At 49.2% G+C, this 13557-nt stretch carries 18 protein-coding genes and 1 other annotated feature; of the genes, 1 reads left to right on the top strand and 17 read right to left on the bottom strand.

What is annotated here, in order from left to right; genetic code table 11:
• Positions 1 to 21: 21 nt before the first annotated feature.
• Positions 22 to 1020, bottom strand: coding sequence for a Holliday junction branch migration DNA helicase RuvB (gene ruvB, locus IRE19_RS06730; protein ID WP_203339784.1), 999 nt, complete (start codon positions 1018 to 1020; stop codon positions 22 to 24).
• A gap of 18 nt (positions 1021 to 1038) precedes the next feature.
• Complete coding sequence (gene ruvA, locus IRE19_RS06725) at positions 1039 to 1635, bottom strand: Holliday junction branch migration protein RuvA (RefSeq protein WP_203339783.1); 597 nt, start codon at positions 1633 to 1635, stop codon at positions 1039 to 1041.
• Positions 1636 to 1760: 125 nt separating this feature from the next.
• On the opposite strand from ruvA, the gene IRE19_RS06720 reads away from it, so the two are divergent.
• Positions 1761 to 2294, top strand: coding sequence for a transcription repressor NadR (locus tag IRE19_RS06720; protein ID WP_203339782.1), 534 nt, complete (start codon positions 1761 to 1763; stop codon positions 2292 to 2294).
• Between the two features lie 329 nt (positions 2295 to 2623).
• Here IRE19_RS06720 and pheA read toward each other — a convergent pair whose 3' ends face one another.
• From pheA to IRE19_RS06645, 15 genes are all read right to left on the bottom strand, one after another.
• Positions 2624 to 3487: a prephenate dehydratase gene (gene pheA / locus IRE19_RS06715; RefSeq protein ID WP_191715954.1), complete on the bottom strand. Its 864-nt coding sequence runs from the start codon at positions 3485 to 3487 to the stop codon at positions 2624 to 2626.
• Between the two features lie 15 nt (positions 3488 to 3502).
• The gene (locus IRE19_RS06710; protein WP_225218543.1) at positions 3503 to 3955 is read right to left on the bottom strand and encodes an ACT domain-containing protein; all 453 of its coding nucleotides are present in this window, start codon (positions 3953 to 3955) and stop codon (positions 3503 to 3505) included.
• Positions 3956 to 3971: 16 nt separating this feature from the next.
• Positions 3972 to 5261: a GTPase ObgE gene (obgE, locus tag IRE19_RS06705; protein ID WP_191715955.1), complete on the bottom strand. Its 1290-nt coding sequence runs from the start codon at positions 5259 to 5261 to the stop codon at positions 3972 to 3974.
• 1 nt (position 5262) lies between these two features.
• Positions 5263 to 5778, bottom strand: a complete 516-nt coding sequence (locus IRE19_RS06700) for a Spo0B domain-containing protein (RefSeq protein WP_203339781.1) — start codon at positions 5776 to 5778, stop codon at positions 5263 to 5265.
• A 143-nt stretch (positions 5779 to 5921) separates the two neighbouring features.
• The gene (gene rpmA, locus IRE19_RS06695; protein WP_008431505.1) at positions 5922 to 6212 is read right to left on the bottom strand and encodes a 50S ribosomal protein L27; all 291 of its coding nucleotides are present in this window, start codon (positions 6210 to 6212) and stop codon (positions 5922 to 5924) included.
• A 13-nt stretch (positions 6213 to 6225) separates the two neighbouring features.
• Positions 6226 to 6555 carry a ribosomal-processing cysteine protease Prp gene (locus IRE19_RS06690; protein ID WP_191715957.1) on the bottom strand — a complete coding sequence of 110 codons (330 nt, stop codon included), beginning with the start codon at positions 6553 to 6555 and terminating at the stop codon, positions 6226 to 6228.
• A 2-nt stretch (positions 6556 to 6557) separates the two neighbouring features.
• A complete protein-coding gene (rplU, locus tag IRE19_RS06685) occupies positions 6558 to 6866 on the bottom strand; it encodes a 50S ribosomal protein L21 (RefSeq protein WP_146557532.1) in 309 nt (102 codons plus the stop codon).
• A 14-nt stretch (positions 6867 to 6880) separates the two neighbouring features.
• Positions 6881 to 6962: a sequence feature (ribosomal protein L21 leader region), on the bottom strand.
• Positions 6963 to 7203: 241 nt separating this feature from the next.
• Positions 7204 to 8142 (bottom strand): nuclease-related domain-containing protein, encoded by a 939-nt coding sequence (locus IRE19_RS06680; RefSeq protein WP_203339780.1) that lies wholly within the window; start codon positions 8140 to 8142, stop codon positions 7204 to 7206.
• Between the two features lie 60 nt (positions 8143 to 8202).
• On the bottom strand, positions 8203 to 9003 hold the full coding sequence (gene minD / locus IRE19_RS06675) for a septum site-determining protein MinD (protein WP_191715959.1): 801 nt from the start codon (positions 9001 to 9003) through the stop codon (positions 8203 to 8205).
• 1 nt (position 9004) lies between these two features.
• On the bottom strand, positions 9005 to 9670 hold the full coding sequence (gene minC, locus IRE19_RS06670) for a septum site-determining protein MinC (RefSeq protein ID WP_191715960.1): 666 nt from the start codon (positions 9668 to 9670) through the stop codon (positions 9005 to 9007).
• A 23-nt stretch (positions 9671 to 9693) separates the two neighbouring features.
• On the bottom strand, positions 9694 to 10224 hold the full coding sequence (gene mreD, locus IRE19_RS06665) for a rod shape-determining protein MreD (protein ID WP_191715961.1): 531 nt from the start codon (positions 10222 to 10224) through the stop codon (positions 9694 to 9696).
• Entirely contained in the window at positions 10221 to 11105 is an 885-nt protein-coding gene (mreC, locus tag IRE19_RS06660; RefSeq protein ID WP_203339779.1) for a rod shape-determining protein MreC, read from the bottom strand. The genes mreD and mreC overlap by 4 nt, the downstream gene beginning before the upstream one ends.
• 13 nt (positions 11106 to 11118) lie before the next feature.
• Positions 11119 to 12147, bottom strand: coding sequence for a rod shape-determining protein MreB (locus IRE19_RS06655; RefSeq protein ID WP_203339778.1), 1029 nt, complete (start codon positions 12145 to 12147; stop codon positions 11119 to 11121).
• A gap of 94 nt (positions 12148 to 12241) precedes the next feature.
• Positions 12242 to 12934 carry a RadC family protein gene (gene radC, locus IRE19_RS06650; protein WP_284700306.1) on the bottom strand — a complete coding sequence of 231 codons (693 nt, stop codon included), beginning with the start codon at positions 12932 to 12934 and terminating at the stop codon, positions 12242 to 12244.
• Positions 12928 to 13536, bottom strand: a complete 609-nt coding sequence (locus tag IRE19_RS06645; protein ID WP_203339777.1) for a Maf family protein — start codon at positions 13534 to 13536, stop codon at positions 12928 to 12930. The genes radC and IRE19_RS06645 overlap by 7 nt, the downstream gene beginning before the upstream one ends.
• Positions 13537 to 13557: the final 21 nt, after the last annotated feature.

Genomic DNA, 13557 nt, shown 5'->3' with positions numbered 1-13557 from the left:
TGGGTGGTGTATTTAATTTAGTCATTCAGGCATCTCCATTTTAAAGTGTTCATAGGCAAGCGGCGTCACCGTGCGGCCTCTCGGCGTACGCTGGATAAATCCGATCTGCAGCAAATACGGTTCGTAGACGTCTTCAATCGTCGTCGACTCTTCCCCGATGCTGGCTGCGATGGTATCCAGTCCAACCGGGCCGCCGCGGAAACGTTCAATCATGCCCGTCAATAATTTATGGTCTATATGGTCCAATCCAAGCGGATCGACCTGCAGCATTTCCAAAGCCTGTTCCGCCATGTCCATCGTGATGGACCCGGTGCCGCGCACTTGCGCATAATCACGCACGCGCTTCAGCAACCGGTTGGCGATGCGCGGAGTTCCACGGGAACGGCGGGCAATTTCGACAGCTGCGTTCGGATCGATATCCGCTTCGAACAATTTCGAGCTGCGGATGACGATATCCGTCAGTGCTTCTGTATCGTAGTACTCCAGGCGCGACAAGACGCCGAAACGGTCGCGCAGCGGTGCAGACAAAGCGCCTGCGCGCGTCGTCGCCCCAATCAAAGTGAACGGCGGCAGATCCAGCCGGACAGAACGCGCCGTCGGACCTTTGCCGACGACGATATCCAAACAGAAATCCTCCATTGCCGGATACAGCACTTCTTCAATCGAACGGTTCAAGCGATGGATTTCATCAATGAACAGCACATCTCCAGGCTCCAATGACGACACGATTGCCGCCAAGTCACCCGGACGCTCGATTGCCGGTCCGCTGGTCATCTTGATGTTGACTTCCATTTCATTGGCGATGACAGCAGCGAGTGTCGTTTTCCCGAGTCCAGGAGGCCCGTACAACAGCACATGGTCCAAACTTTCCTGGCGCATTTTCGCGGCCTCGATGAAAATTTGCAGATTGTGTTTTACTTTCTGCTGCCCGATATACTGGCCCAGCAATTGCGGACGCAAGGATTGTTCGAAGCGGTCATCAAATTCCGAGATCTCACTGTCGATAATGCGGTCTTCCATGCCGTTCGCCTCCTTTCATCAGTTTTGTTTAAGCAGCAATTGCAATGCTTTTTTCATAAAGCCTTCTGTATCCAGATCCAAATCCCGCAGCTGCGGTTTGACTTTGGTGATTTCCCGTTCTGAATAGCCGAGGGCTCCCAGGGCCAGCATCGCTTCTTCCAGTTCTGCCTGGTCATGCGACAGCAATGCAGTCGTTTCTTCCGGATCGAAAGGATCGCCGAAAAACTCGGTCAGCTTGCCTTTCAAATCCAAAATCATCTGGCGTGCCGTCTTCTTGCCGACACCCGGGAATTTCACCAAATAGGATTCATCTTCACGTTCGATCGCTTCGATGACATGCTGCGGCTGTCCGCTGGCCAAAATCGCCAATGCGCCTTTGGGGCCGATGCCCGAGACGGAAATCAGCTTGCGGAACAATTCGCGTTGTTCCAGTGTCGGAAAGCCGAACAGCAATTGCGCATCCTCACGGACATGATGATGCAGAAAGACCTGCAATTCATCACTGCTGAAAGAATACGGATTCGGCGCGAAAATCTGCCAGCCGATCCCTTGTTGTTCTATCACTAAATATTCAGGCGTTACGCGTGTAACCTTGCCTTTTATGTAATCGTACATGGACAGTCTCTCCTTCAATTCAACTTTATAATTATAGCATATTCAGCTGCTTTAGACGAAATAAACCCGTTGTTGAGTGGCACATGATAAGATAAAGAGAACGAGTCAATAAGCGAGGGAATCTAATGAAAAAATTATTCGGCGAACAGCGGCGTCAATTCCTGCTGGAAAAAATAAAAACGTCAACACAACCACTGACTGGCGGTGAGCTGGCCGCTTTAACCAGCGTGTCCCGCCAGGTCATCGTCGGCGACATGACGTTACTGAAGGCAAAAGGCGAACCCATCATCGCGACCAGCCAAGGTTATCTGTATCTGGCCGACCGGGCGACAGAAGAAGCAAGCCGGCGCATTGCCTGCCACCATCAGGCCAACGAAACCGAACGCGAACTGAAACTGCTGGTTGAATCGGGCGTCACAGTGAAAGATGTGTCGATTGAGCATCCGGTATACGGCGAACTGACAGCCGGCATCCATGTGTCAAACATCCAGGAAGTTGAAGCTTTCATGAAACGCGTCCGCGAAACCGGCGCCAGCTACTTGCTGGAACTGACAGACGGGACGCATCTCCATACCATCACTGCACCTGATAACGCGACGCTTGAAAAAGCTGTCCAAACGATGCGGGATAACGGATTTTTGTTGGAAGAAATTGAATAGTTTTATGATGAGCCCATGATCCGCAATTTGCGGAATTATGGGCTTTTTGTTTTGAATGCTTAGTTATAGCTATGGCAATTTTAAAAAAGGATAGCCCTTACACAACGCTTCGGCTGCTTAGGGCATAGCTTACGCAAGAATCCAGAGCGCAAGACGGCGAAAGGAAAAGATAGGCTCCTGTATCGCTCCGCAAGTCCACGGATAGCATCCGCCTGGGGTGCAGGATTGGCTATGAAGCTAATAAACCGGCTACTTATTCTTCTAATTAATCATTTATTGCCTAAAAGCTAGAAGTCCCGCAGCGAAAAACGCTGCGGGACTTCTCTTTTTCATTTATACGTATAATACGATCCTAAGGTTTTCACCGTACAGCCAAGTGCCGCAAGCTCTTCAAACGCACCGCGCATCATGGCGTCTTTTTCGTCCGCCAGTACATCAGCGATGAAGAAATAATCGCCGAGGCCGGTTTTCAATGGGCGCGATTCGATTTTGCTTAAGTTCAATCGGCGCCATGCGAAAACGGACAAGATCTGGTGCAGGACACCTGAACGGTCATCGTCGGGCGGTGTGATCATCAACGTTGTTTTGATTTGATCGTCATGCGTCGGGTCTGTCAATTTGTGATCAGACTTCGACAACACGAAAAAGCGTGTGTGGTTAAAATGGAAATCGTGGATGTCACGCTGCAGAATGTCCAACCCGTATTTATGGGCGGAAAATTCGTTGGCGATAGCCGCAATGTTGCGCTCCGGCAATTCGGCAACCATCTTCGCTGCAGCCGCTGTCGAACTATACTGCTCCAAAGGAGTATTCTTGTATGTATAAAACAGGAATTTATGGCATTGCGCCAATGCATGCGGATGTGAATAAATCGCTTCAAACGATTCCGCATTGCGGTTATCCGGATGTACCAGCAAATGTTGTTGAATCGACGACAATACTTCCGCCGTCACATACAATTGCGCTTCGTGGAATAGATAATCCACTGTCAACGGAACTGATCCTTCCAACGCATTTTCCAGTGGCACGACAGCGTAATCCACGCTGCCTTCTGCCACTGCTTCTATGCATTCAGGGATGGTCGTAAATGGCACCAGGGTACCTTCAGGAAAAACTTTTGTTGCCGCAAGGTGTGTAAATGACGCTTCCGGCCCTAAATATGAAATTCGTGTATCAACAGCTTGTCCAGTCATTTAAACATTCCTCCATTAAGATGATCCACTTGATACCACATCAGCCGACTCGACGAAATCGAGCTTTTTCAGCTGTTGCAAAAATACGTCCAAATCCCCGTCCATCGCCGTTACGTCCAAAGACAGTGTGACATTCGCACGCCCTTGGATCGGAATGGTCTGGTGGATGGTTAAAATATTGCAGCCGTTTTCAGCGACTGACTGCAGAAGCGTCGCGAGCGTTCCCGAGCGGTCTTCCAGTTGCAGGAAAACCGTCAGGATTCGTTCTTTGACGATCGAATGGAACGGAAATACAGCGTCCCGATATTTATAAAACGCAGAGCGTGAAAGACCTGTCTTGTTGACCGCGTCCATAATGGAAATGCGGTCGTTCTGCAGCATTTTTTTCACTTCAAGCGTTTTTTGCATCGCTTCCGTCAAAACGTCTTCACGCACTAAATAATACCGTTGTTCCGAAATATCCTTCATTCAAGCTACCTCCGCATCAATCCATAAATTCGAATTCGAATTCAAGCAGGCGAACCGTATCGCCGTTTTCTGCACCGCGCTCACGAAGTGCATCATCAATTCCCATACCGCGCATTTGACGGGCAAATCGGCGAATCGAATCTTCACGTGAGAAGTCGGTCATCTTGAACATGCGTTCAATCGCATAACCGGACAACACGAATGCGCCATCAGACTCACGCGTGATGCTGAATCCATCTGCATCGGTTTCGTGTTTGTACAAGACCGTGCTTTCTGACTCAGCTTCTTCCTCGTCGATCAATGGGAATTCAGGTGTCACTTCAATAACGTCAGCAATGGCGAACAAGAGATTGTTCAATCCTTTGCGGGATAAAGCAGAAATTGGGAAAATACGGGCATCTTCCGGCAATTTTTCACGGAATTTCGCCAAGTTCTCTTCCGACTCCGGCATATCCATTTTGTTCGCAACGATCAATTGCGGACGTTCGGTCAAACGCATATTGTATTGTTTCAGTTCTTCATTGATTGTTACGTAATCCTCATAAGGGTCGCGTCCTTCAAGACCTGACATATCGATGACGTGGATGATGACACGCGTCCGTTCAATATGGCGAAGGAATTGATGGCCTAGGCCAACGCCTTGGTGAGCGCCTTCGATCAATCCTGGAAGATCGGCCATAACAAAGCTGCGCTGGTCTTCTGTTTCGACCATGCCCAGATTCGGGACGATCGTCGTGAAATGATATTCAGCAATTTTTGGTTTTGCAGCAGAAACAACCGACAACAACGTCGATTTTCCGACACTTGGGAATCCGACAAGCCCGGCATCCGCCAACACTTTCAGCTCCAAGATGACATTGCGTTCAAAGCCCGGTTCGCCTTTTTCAGAAAGCTCTGGCGCCGGATTTGCAGGCGTTGCGAAACGAGAGTTTCCACGGCCGCCGCGGCCGCCTTTTGCGATGACTGCTGTCTGCCCATGTTCCACCAAATCAGCAATGGTTTCACCGGTATCTACGTCTTTAACGACTGTGCCCGGTGGAACTTTGATCAATGTATCTTCAGCTTTGGCACCGTGCTGGTTCTTGCTCATGCCGTGTGTTCCGCGTTCGGCTTTAAAGATCCGTTTGTAGCGGAAATCCATCAGCGTGCGCAATCCTTCTTCAACGATAAAGACGATATTTCCGCCTTTACCGCCATCTCCGCCGGCAGGGCCGCCGTTCGGTACATATTTTTCGCGGCGGAATGCAACCATGCCATCCCCGCCGTCGCCACCTTTAACATAAACTTTTACGTGATCGACAAACATATTATCCCTCCATCTGTGCGCGCACAACAATCAATGTGTTGTTTTCGCTGCACTCTTTTCGTGCTGTGAATCCCTGTACTTCTAAAACGTCCAAATCCAGCCAATTCCCCGGACAAGTAATTTTCATTTCAAACAGCGTGGAACTGGAAGCCAATGAAACCGTTCCATAAAACGCCTGATAAGGTTCCAGGCGCCCTTTGGCCGCTTCCACAAAACTCTCCAGAAAAAGCCGAAATGCTGCGTCCAAATGAGTCGGTGCTTTAACAGCCGAACATTCGACATGAAAATTAAATCCCGGAAAACGCCAATTTGCAGTCAACAGCCATTCCTCTGTCAGCGGCAGCCCGATATCAGACAGCCGGCTGGCATGCATAGCCGCTTCGGCATGCGAACGAATTATTTCTTGCGCCTCTTGCAGACGGCCCAGATCCAAATTCATTTTGATCAATTGCAATTCATTTAAAAAATCATGGCGCGCATGCCGAAGCGATTGTGCCACTGTGATTGTCTTTTCCATAAGTCACGTCCCGATTCAGCTTCTTATTCCAGTATACCAAGAGTTCGCAGGAATTTCCTAAAATAATGCGTTCAGCCGACAGGGCCCGCGCTTATAAATTTCAAAAGAAAAAGGACTGCGAAAGCAGCCCTTTTCGTTTTGTATTAAGCTTCTTGTGCAACTGGATATACGCTAACTTTTTTCTTATCGCGTCCGTAACGTTCAAAACGTACGACTCCGTCGATTTTAGCAAAAAGTGTATCGTCTCCGCCGCGTCCAACGTTCTCACCTGGATAAATTTTAGTCCCGCGTTGACGGTATAAAATTGAACCACCAGTAACTTCTTGGCCGTCTGCACGTTTTGCGCCAAGGCGTTTAGATTCAGAGTCACGTCCGTTTCTCGTTGAACCTACACCTTTTTTGGATGCAAAAAACTGAAGATCTAATCTTAACATTCTGTCCCACCTCCTAAGCTGTGAAGGTTATTTTAATATATTCTTCATAGTCTTGTTCAATCGTTTTCAATGAAACAATCATTGCGCGTACAAGCAGTTGAACCTGCTCGTCCGTCTTGTCATCCAGGTTCTCCGGAAAACCGACTTTTAAAAAGCCGCTGTTTGCCTGCTGAATGTCCGGTTCGATTCCCGTCAGCTCCATGATGGCGTTCACCGCTCCGAAAGAGACAGCAGACGCTCCAGCACATACGAGGTCTTGCCCGTGTTCAGCATAATCCGCATGGCCTGACATTTCAAAAGACGAAATGCGTTTTGAGGTTTCTTTTACAGTAACTTGTATCATTCTTACAGGTTGATCGCATCGACAGTCAATTTCGTGTATGGCTGACGGTGACCTTGTTTTTTATGGTAGTTCTTTTTAGCTTTATATTTGAAGACTGTGATCTTTTTCTGTTTGCCGTTTTTAACAACTTTGGCTGTAACAGTAGCTCCTTCAACAAAAGGAACACCCACTTTAGTATCGTCTCCACCTACAAATAGAACTTTGTCAAATGTGATAACATCCCCAGCTTCTCCGTTCAATTTCTCAACGTAGATCTCTTGGCCTGCTTCAACTTTGATTTGTTTTCCACCAGTTTCAATAATCGCGTACATATCCTTGCACCTCCTCTTAAAATAAGACTCGCCTATTCAGGTGACTCGCCGGAGCGAATGCTTAAGGTAACCTGATTCGAGCGGTTGCAGCATGGTACGCTACAAACATAACATTAGAATAATACCACGCCGTTGCGTGTCGCGTCAATAGATAATGTGAGGTTTTGAGAAATTGGTGATGAGTGGTTAGGCAAATGGTTGTGAGGAGTGATTTTGTCGATGCGAGGTGCGCTCTTTGGTGCGTGAGGTGCGCTTGTCCGCTTGCGGGGTGCGCTCTTGGACGGATGAGGTGCGCTTGTCCGCGGATGAGGTGCGCTTTTACCCATTTGAGGTGCGCTTACCGATAAATCTTACCAAAATAGCCGCGCAGTAAATCCCGGTCTTCCACAATGCGCCTCTTTCCGCGAACGTTGCTTTGCGGTGCAGCCGTTTTCAACAATCGGTATAACGTATATTTATTTTCTACTCCCAGCAACCGATACGCCAATTGCGTGTCTAGACTTTCACCAAACAGCACGGCATATTCCTGGAGCGTCACTTGATGTGCATCCCGCGAATGAAACCCGCAGATGCGGCAAAGCCATTTGCGTTCTTGCCAATCCAGTGAAAGGATGCGGCAATTTGGACAGGTGACACCGTGGCGCATGGCGTTGAAGCCGATTCGATGGCGCTCGAGCCAGTGGTGGGTAGAATTCCGCCGAGGCAATCGTTCAATTTTAGAAGCCAGTGCGGTTGCATCAAAAATGTTGGAGCCCAGTGCAAGCCGTTCCAAATGAAAAGGCAGATAGTCGAGCGACACGATGGGATACTGCTTGGGTGCCTCCACCACTTTGCCGGACCGGCTCGCAAGTACGATTACACCATGTACGGAGACGCCGAGAAAATTGCTGACGGCACGGACCGCCCGGTGGAGCTGCGCTTCCGGATTGCGCATTCCTTCCCTGCGCCCATCGATGATCCGGTGAAACTGAAAATTGACGGAATCAAAATAAAACTCGCCCACCATGTTCTTCACTTCCAGTACGCAGACCATTTGTTCATGAATCAACAGCAAATCGATTTGCGCTGTTCCCTCTTTATAAGGAATGTGCACATCACTCAAGAAAATCGTTTCGCCTGGCAGATCCAATTCCCTTTTCAACAAAGCAGCCGTCCGCTGCTCACCACTGGCACCAGCCAATGAACTTTTCAGTTCGGCTAAAACCGCTGCCTTGGATTCATGTGCGTTCGGCAAACGTTCTGCTGCAACCATCTGTGCGAGTAAAAAATCGTTCATGCCACACCTCCCGTAAGTTTTAAAAAAGCCCCCGCTTGGACAGCGAGGGCTCTGACAATCTTATTTAGTGAAAACAGCTTTGATTTTGGTGAACAGGCTTGGCGGTGCTTTTTCCATGCTCATCAACGGTACCGATTCTCCTAGCAAACGGCGCGCAATGTTGCGGTAGCCGAGTGCTGCGGTATTTGATGGGTCCATGACGATCGGCTCGCCTTTGTTCGAACTTGAGATGACACGCTCGTCATCTGCAATGATGCCCAGAAGATCGATCGACAAGTGAGTGGTGATTTCATTGACATCCAGCGCTTCTCCCGCTTTCATCAAATGCGGACGAATGCGGTTGATGATCAAACGCGGAGCGTCGATGTTCTCTTCCAGTTCAAGCAATCCGATGATGCGGTCAGCGTCACGGACAGCTGATATCTCAGGCGTCGTCACGACAATTGCGTGATCCGCGCCAACAACAGCGTTCTTGTAGCCTTGCTCGATACCGGCTGGGCAATCGATGATAACGAAATCATAGTCTTTCTTCAATTCCGTCACCAATTCCTTCATCTGTTCCGGATTGACGTCGTTTTTGTCTGCGGTTTGAGCAGCAGGCAAAAGATACAGCATGTCATCAAAGCGTTTATCTTTGACAAGTGCTTGATGCACTTTGCAGCGGCCTTCCAAGACGTCGATCAAATCATAGATGATGCGGTTTTCCAAACCGAGGATGACGTCAAGGTTGCGCAACCCGATGTCAGTGTCGATCAGGCATACTTTTTTCCCTTGAAGAGCCAATGCAGTGCCGAGGTTGGCGGTTGTCGTCGTTTTACCGACGCCTCCCTTGCCTGATGTAATTACGATAGCTTCTCCCACACTAGCTTCCTCCTTTAAACGTTGAAATTTGCGGACGAATAAACCGCAATTCCTGCAAACGGTCAATGATGATGGTGCCGTTTGTATGTAAATAAGCACATTCCATTTCCGGTTGTTCCGATAAGCTGGACAATTCGTCTGTCATGGTTTCCAATTCGTCAGCGATTTTCAATTGCGTCGCTTCCAGCCAAGAGGCTGCAATGACTGCGTCCCGGTTGCCTTTGGTTCCGGCATGCGCCGCACCTTTCAGCCGTCCCAGCACGTAAACACTGCCGCCCGCTTCGACGCGGCCGTTCGGATTGACGTCGCCGATGACGACCAGGTCGCCGTTCGCTTTGACAACTTGTCCCGAACGCACAATGCCGACATATGTTTCCGACTGGCGTTCAAGGATCATCTGATCGCTTTCTTCGACCGTCAGGATATCGCTCGTCGTCGCAACTACCTTCAAATGAGGGTTGGTCGAAACAATGTCGCTGATTTCTTTGATCTGGCTGTCGGTGCAATAGCGTTTATTCAGATGGACCGTCACTTCAGTATCACTGTCAAGCGCAGGATCCGACACCTTCGCCTTCAGCTCGGCCAATAGATCCGTGTAGGCACATTGGTCATCGAGATACAGCACGAGGCCTTTATTTTTCCCTTTAATGTTAACGAGATTTTTCAAAAAATGTGTCACCTGCGCTTTCTTTAATATAACCCTATTTTAGTGTCACGCTCCGACAGCTGCGTGACCATTACTGATTTGAACACCCAGCCGAGCATCACCAGGAAGATTGAATTAGCGACCATCGTCGGCCAGAGCCGAGTCGCCAAAAATGTACCGAGCGGCATTCCTGTCAATGAAATCAGCAGGAAGAACTGGTAAAGCAAAAATTCGAATACGCCCAGCAAAACGAGCGTCAGAAGTGTCGCCGTCACCAAGTTCTGCGGAATTCGCTTGAAAGCAAATGCAGCTGCCAAACAAGTGGCTGGATACAAAAAAGAATATAATCCAATAATATCAATGTAAAAGACATCATACAAGAGCCCGAAAAATAATCCATAGAACATCGCATGCTTTAAATCATAGTACAAAGTCAGGAAAATCAGGAACATAATCAGGAAGCGCGGCACAATATAATTTAATTCGCCGCCAATATTAAGCGGTGAAAAAAGGCCGAAAACCGGTTCCATGAAAAACAGGACGAGGCAGATCAACGGGATAAGGAAACGGATCATGATTCATCGTCTCCAGTCACGCCGTTGTCTTCACCGTCCACTTCCGGCATGATGCGGTCAGCGATGACGACGTGGTCCAATAAGGAGAAGTCGGCTGACGGTTTCACATAAGCCAGTTTAGTCAACCCGAATTCATCTATGGTGATTTCGGTGATGGTGCCGACCAGAATGCCTTTCGGGAAAATGCCGCCGAGTCCGCTGGATATGACCTGGTCGCCTTCCTTCAATTCGACATTGGCATCAATCCGCTTGAGCAGCAATTCGCGGCGCTCCGCGTCATAGCCTTCGATCAAACCGAAAACATCTTTCTTCCCGCCAACGACCATCGCTGATACGCGGTAGTTCGGATTGAGTGTGGAAATCAATTCGACCGTTGAAGTTGTCGGAGTCGTCAATGTCACTTTGCCGATCAGGCCTGACGCAGTCATGACCGCCATATTCTCTGCTACTCCTTGGTTGGAGCCGCGGTTGAGGATGATTTTCTCTTCCCATTGATCCGGGTTCCGTGCAATAACGGTGGCCTGGATCGGGTTGTAATCGCGCAGGTCTTCTTCTTTCCCTACGAGTTGTTTCAATTCTGCGTTTTCAGAACGCAAGTCTTTGACTTCAGCCTGCACGCCCGCAAATTCTTCTAAGCGCGTTTTCAGATGCTGGTTTTCCTCAAATGTATTCAATAGTGAATCGACATTGTCAAAAATTCCAGTGACAAAATGAGCAGGGCGTGAAAATACCGACTGCCCGGCTCCAACAGCATCTTTTATGATTTGTTCCGGCAGCGACACATTGCCGCGGTCACGGAGCGAAAAAGAAATCAGTGCAACGAGCAGGATGACACCCAACAGCAGCAAAATCAGCCGCTTGTTTGTTAAAAGCTGTGGCATATTGCCATCCTCCTTATTTGATTGATAATTGGCGGCGGAATTGGTCCATGTTCTCCAACGCTTTGCCAGTGCCCAGTGCGACACAGTCCAATGGATTTTCGGCAATAAAGACCGGCATGGACGTTTCATCTGAAATGACGCGGTCGAGGTTCTTGAGCAATGCCCCTCCGCCTGTCAAAACGATGCCGTTTTCCATGACGTCTGAACTTAATTCAGGCGGCGTCTTTTCAAGCGTCGATTTGATGCCTGCTACAATCGCAGCAATCGATTCACTGAGGGCTTCCACAATTTCACCCGAAGTAATCTGCAGCGTTTTCGGAAAACCGCTCAACAAATCGCGCCCGCGGATTTCCATGGAAAGGTCTTTTTCAGCCTCTTCCATAATGCGGGCAGATCCGACACCCATTTTCAGTGCTTCAGCTGTCCGTTCACCGATCAGGACGTTATACGTCTTGCGGATATACTGGATGATTTCAGTGTCCAGTGCATCTCCGGCTACACGGATCGAGTCGCTTGAAACGATGCCGCCAAGTGAAATGACCGCTACTTCAGTCGTTCCGCCTCCAATATCGACGACCATACTGCCCATAGGTTCCCAAACCGGCAAATCCGCGCCGATCGCCGCTGCGAAAGGCTCTTCAATGGTATAGGCTTCACGTGCGCCGGCTGAACGGGCTGCGTTCAAAACTGCCCGCCGTTCAACAGAAGTGATGCCATAGGGAACACAGATCATGACGTTGCCGCTTTTCCATTTGCCCCCTGCCGCTTTCGCTGCTTCGACAAGATTATGCTTGATCATCGCCAAGGTCATATCGTAATCCGCAATGACGCCGTCACGCATCGGACGGATGGCGACAATCGACTCGGCTGTACGGCCCATCATGTTTTTTGCCTGGGTTCCGACAGCGACGATTTCTCCGGTATTTTTATTTTTAACGACAACGGAAGGTTCGCGAAGAACAATTCCCTTGCCTTTGATGTAAACCAATGTATTTGCAGTACCTAAGTCAATTCCAACATCTTTTGAACCAAATCCAAGCACAGGTTTTCTTCCTTTCTGTAACAAGCCGGTATTTCGGCAATTGCGTTGACACAATACCACTCATTATAGACGAAAAGAAAAAAAATAAACAGTGCTACATGAACCCCTTTTCTTTCAGGGAAATGAATTGGTGGTCACCGATAATGACATGGTCCAACAGTTCGATGCCGATGATGCTGCCGGCTTCGACGAGGCGCTTCGTGACATCGATGTCTTCAGGCGATGGCGCTGGATTGCCGGAAGGATGGTTATGGGCGCAGACAATCGAAGCTGAGGAACGGCGGACCGCTTCACGGAAAATCTCACGGGGGTGGACGATGGAGGCGTTCAGGCTGCCGACAAAAATGGTCTGCCGGTGCATCACCTGGTTTTTGATGTTGAGGAACAAGACGACAAAATGCTCCTGTTTCAAGGAAGTCATGTCGGCCATTAAATAGGAAGCTGCATCTTTTGGGGAGCGGATGGTGAATTTCGTATCGGTCTGCTTGGATGACAGGCGACGGCCAAGTTCTACAGCCGCAAGCAGCTGGACAGCTTTCGCCCGGCCGATGCCGTTGATCGCCACCATCTCTTCGATGGTGGCGTTTTTCATTTCCTGGATCTGCTCGAAATGGGTCAGCACCCGGTTGGCCAAATGCAGCACCGACTCCTGCTTGCTTCCGGTGCGCAGCAGGATGGCAATCAGCTCTTGATTGGACAATGCCGATGCTCCTTGGTTGACCAGGCGTTCACGGGGACGATCGGCAATGTGGACGTCACGGATCATCAACGGCGCGTCGTTCAGCATCGGACACCGCTCCCTTCTAACGAAATAAACCCAGCAGCTGCCAGTTTCTGCGTCAGTTCCGCAACCGGCAAGCCGACAACAGCGTTGTAATCTCCTTGAATGCCTTTGACGAACAAGCCGGATACCGTCTGGATACCATAAGCACCTGCTTTGTCGTAAGGGTCTTCGGTTTCAATATAGGCGTTGATCCAGGCTTCCGGCAATTCGAAGAACGTCACGTTGACGGCTTCATGGAAGGACTGCTCGCTATTACCTTTTACGACCGTCACCGCCGTAATGACTTCATGTGTGCGGCCGGATAACTTTTGAAGATAACTTTTGGCCTGCTCTTTGCCTTTCGGCTTCAATAGGATTTCACCATCAAGGACGACAATGGTATCAGAACCGATAACCACAGCTTCTTGATGGGCACTTGCCACTTCCTGCGCTTTTTGAGCAGCACATGCCAATACATAGCCAAGCGGCGTTTGGAAGTCCTGCGGATTTGGTTCATCCTGTTGACTCGGAATGACTTTAAAATCGACACCAAGCATGCCAAGCAGTTCCTGGCGGCGCGGTGATTGTGAAGCTAGAATGACGGGGAAATCAGATTTGAATTTCATGGGGAAATCTCTCCTTTTTTC

Source organism: Planococcus beijingensis, assembly GCF_016820615.1.
In the GTDB taxonomy this organism is placed as follows: domain Bacteria; phylum Bacillota; class Bacilli; order Bacillales_A; family Planococcaceae; genus Planococcus; species Planococcus notacanthi.
The sequence above is the reverse complement of the archived record's forward strand: the minus strand, read 5'-3'. Positions and strand labels throughout refer to the sequence as shown.

Excerpts from the sequence above, each read along its gene's own strand:
- ruvB (WP_203339784.1), bottom strand. The coding sequence starts at position 1,020 with ATGGAAGACCGCATTATCGACAGTGAGATCTCGGAATTTGATGACCGC.
- ruvA (WP_203339783.1), bottom strand. The coding sequence starts at position 1,635 with ATGTACGATTACATAAAAGGCAAGGTTACACGCGTAACGCCTGAATAT.
- IRE19_RS06720 (WP_203339782.1), top strand. The coding sequence starts at position 1,761 with ATGAAAAAATTATTCGGCGAACAGCGGCGTCAATTCCTGCTGGAAAAA.
- pheA (WP_191715954.1), bottom strand. The coding sequence starts at position 3,487 with ATGACTGGACAAGCTGTTGATACACGAATTTCATATTTAGGGCCGGAA.
- IRE19_RS06710 (WP_225218543.1), bottom strand. The coding sequence starts at position 3,955 with ATGAAGGATATTTCGGAACAACGGTATTATTTAGTGCGTGAAGACGTT.
- obgE (WP_191715955.1), bottom strand. The coding sequence starts at position 5,261 with ATGTTTGTCGATCACGTAAAAGTTTATGTTAAAGGTGGCGACGGCGGG.
- IRE19_RS06700 (WP_203339781.1), bottom strand. The coding sequence starts at position 5,778 with ATGGAAAAGACAATCACAGTGGCACAATCGCTTCGGCATGCGCGCCAT.
- rpmA (WP_008431505.1), bottom strand. The coding sequence starts at position 6,212 with ATGTTAAGATTAGATCTTCAGTTTTTTGCATCCAAAAAAGGTGTAGGT.
- IRE19_RS06690 (WP_191715957.1), bottom strand. The coding sequence starts at position 6,555 with ATGATACAAGTTACTGTAAAAGAAACCTCAAAACGCATTTCGTCTTTT.
- rplU (WP_146557532.1), bottom strand. The coding sequence starts at position 6,866 with ATGTACGCGATTATTGAAACTGGTGGAAAACAAATCAAAGTTGAAGCA.
- IRE19_RS06680 (WP_203339780.1), bottom strand. The coding sequence starts at position 8,142 with ATGAACGATTTTTTACTCGCACAGATGGTTGCAGCAGAACGTTTGCCG.
- mreD (WP_191715961.1), bottom strand. The coding sequence starts at position 10,224 with ATGATCCGTTTCCTTATCCCGTTGATCTGCCTCGTCCTGTTTTTCATG.
- mreC (WP_203339779.1), bottom strand. The coding sequence starts at position 11,105 with ATGCCACAGCTTTTAACAAACAAGCGGCTGATTTTGCTGCTGTTGGGT.
- radC (WP_284700306.1), bottom strand. The coding sequence starts at position 12,934 with ATGCTGAACGACGCGCCGTTGATGATCCGTGACGTCCACATTGCCGAT.
- IRE19_RS06645 (WP_203339777.1), bottom strand. The coding sequence starts at position 13,536 with ATGAAATTCAAATCTGATTTCCCCGTCATTCTAGCTTCACAATCACCG.